This window comes from Bradyrhizobium sp. (genome assembly GCF_030697065.1).
Classification (GTDB): domain Bacteria; phylum Pseudomonadota; class Alphaproteobacteria; order Rhizobiales; family Xanthobacteraceae; genus Bradyrhizobium.
On record NZ_JAUYQU010000126.1, the window covers coordinates 1 to 1,335 of the forward strand.

Sequence of the window (1,335 nt, forward strand, 5' to 3'; positions counted from 1 at the left end):
CGCCGCTACGGCCTCGATCTCGGCTTCACCGACCAGACCCGGCTGGTCTGGGCGGTGAACGCGCCGACGCGGCGGGTGGGCCGCGGCGCGCTCGCCGGCAATTACGGCGGCGTCGGCGCCAACGCCTCGGTCGGCGTCGGCTTCGGCGGCAATTTCCTGGTCGGCGGTCCGGAAAATCCCTACGCGCTGCAGCCGCTCAGCGTGCAGGGCCAGACCGGCCTGAACGTCGCGGCCGGGATCGCCGACATTCAGCTGCAGCCGGTGCGGTTCGGACGCGACGGCAAGGCGCGGCCGTACCGGCCCAAGGCGCGCCGCCCGCGTTGACGCGCGGAGGATTACGACAGTTCTGCGAAAGAGGCCCGCGCAAGCGAGCCTCTTTTTTGTTGACCCTCGTCATTCCGGGGCAGTCCCAACGGGCGTCGTCCCGTTGGGACTGAACCCGGAATCCCGATGTTGCGTGCACCGAAATCCCGACCTCCGGATTCCGGGTTCGCTCGTTTCACTCGCGCCCCGGAATGACAACACCACCTCCACTGTGGCATAGATTTGCGTGCGCCAACGCTAGTGGCGCGTTCCCGTTTCCCTGCTCGCATCACGCCTATTCAGCCGGAGACTTCCCCATGCCCCGTTCCCCCATCCTTGCCGCCGTCGCCGCCACGTTGCTGGTCGCGTCATCCGCCGCGGCGCAGGCGCAGCAGCCGATGCAGCGTGTCCAGATCGGCGTCCTCGAATGCCGCGGCGGCGCCAGCATCGGCTTCATCGTGGGTTCGGTGACCAATCTCGGCTGCGTGCTGCGCGCCGAGGGTCAGCCGGAAGATCGCTATGTCGCGACCGTCCGCAAGGTGGGCCTCGATCTCGGCATCACCCAGGAAACCGCGCTGGCCTGGGGCGTGTTCGCGCCGGTGGCGCGGCTCGGACCCGGCGATCTCGCGGGCAACTATGCCGGCGTGCAGGGCAGTGCCGCGATCGGCGTCGGCGTTGGCGGCAACGTGCTGGTCGGCGGTTCCAACAACACCATCGCGCTGCAGCCGCTCAGCCTGCAGGGCCAGGTCGGCCTCAGCATCGCGGCGGGTCTGGAGAGCCTGGAGCTGCGCCCGGGGAGGTGAGCTTCCCGCCGCGCAGCGTCCCGCGCTTTCGCCACACCAGATCGGCCATCACCTTGGCGGTCGCGGCGAGGACCAGCGCGCACAGCGCCGCCTTCGAGATCGTCTCCATCGTCCCCTCGATCAGGATGGCGTGGACCACGCTGCCGGCGACGATGACGATCGCGAGCAGCCGGTGCGCGATGCGCCAGGTTCGCGGTCGCCAGCGCCGGCGCAGGACCGCCAGCAGCGC

Annotated in this window: 2 protein-coding genes and 1 pseudogene; 2 read left to right on the plus strand and 1 reads right to left on the minus strand. The window is 70.0% G+C overall.

Annotation, left to right across the window (positions count from 1 at the left end):
• Both Q8R73_RS10345 and Q8R73_RS10350 read left to right on the plus strand, forming a co-directional pair.
• Window positions 1-324, plus strand: a 324-nt coding sequence (locus Q8R73_RS10345; protein WP_305719451.1) for a DUF992 domain-containing protein, incomplete at its 5' end; no start/stop codon positions are given.
• 296 nt (window positions 325-620) lie between these two features.
• Complete coding sequence (locus Q8R73_RS10350; RefSeq protein ID WP_305719452.1) at window positions 621-1,106, plus strand: DUF992 domain-containing protein; 486 nt, start codon at window positions 621-623, stop codon at window positions 1,104-1,106.
• Here the strand turns inward: Q8R73_RS10350 and Q8R73_RS10355 are convergent.
• Window positions 1,057-1,335 (minus strand): annotated as a pseudogene (locus tag Q8R73_RS10355) (hypothetical protein); the annotation flags it as partial. The gene Q8R73_RS10350 and the pseudogene Q8R73_RS10355 overlap by 50 nt on opposite strands.

Coding starts and splice junctions, on each gene's coding strand:
- Q8R73_RS10350 (WP_305719452.1), top strand. CDS start 621: ATGCCCCGTTCCCCCATCCTTGCCGCCGTCGCCGCCACGTTGCTGGTC.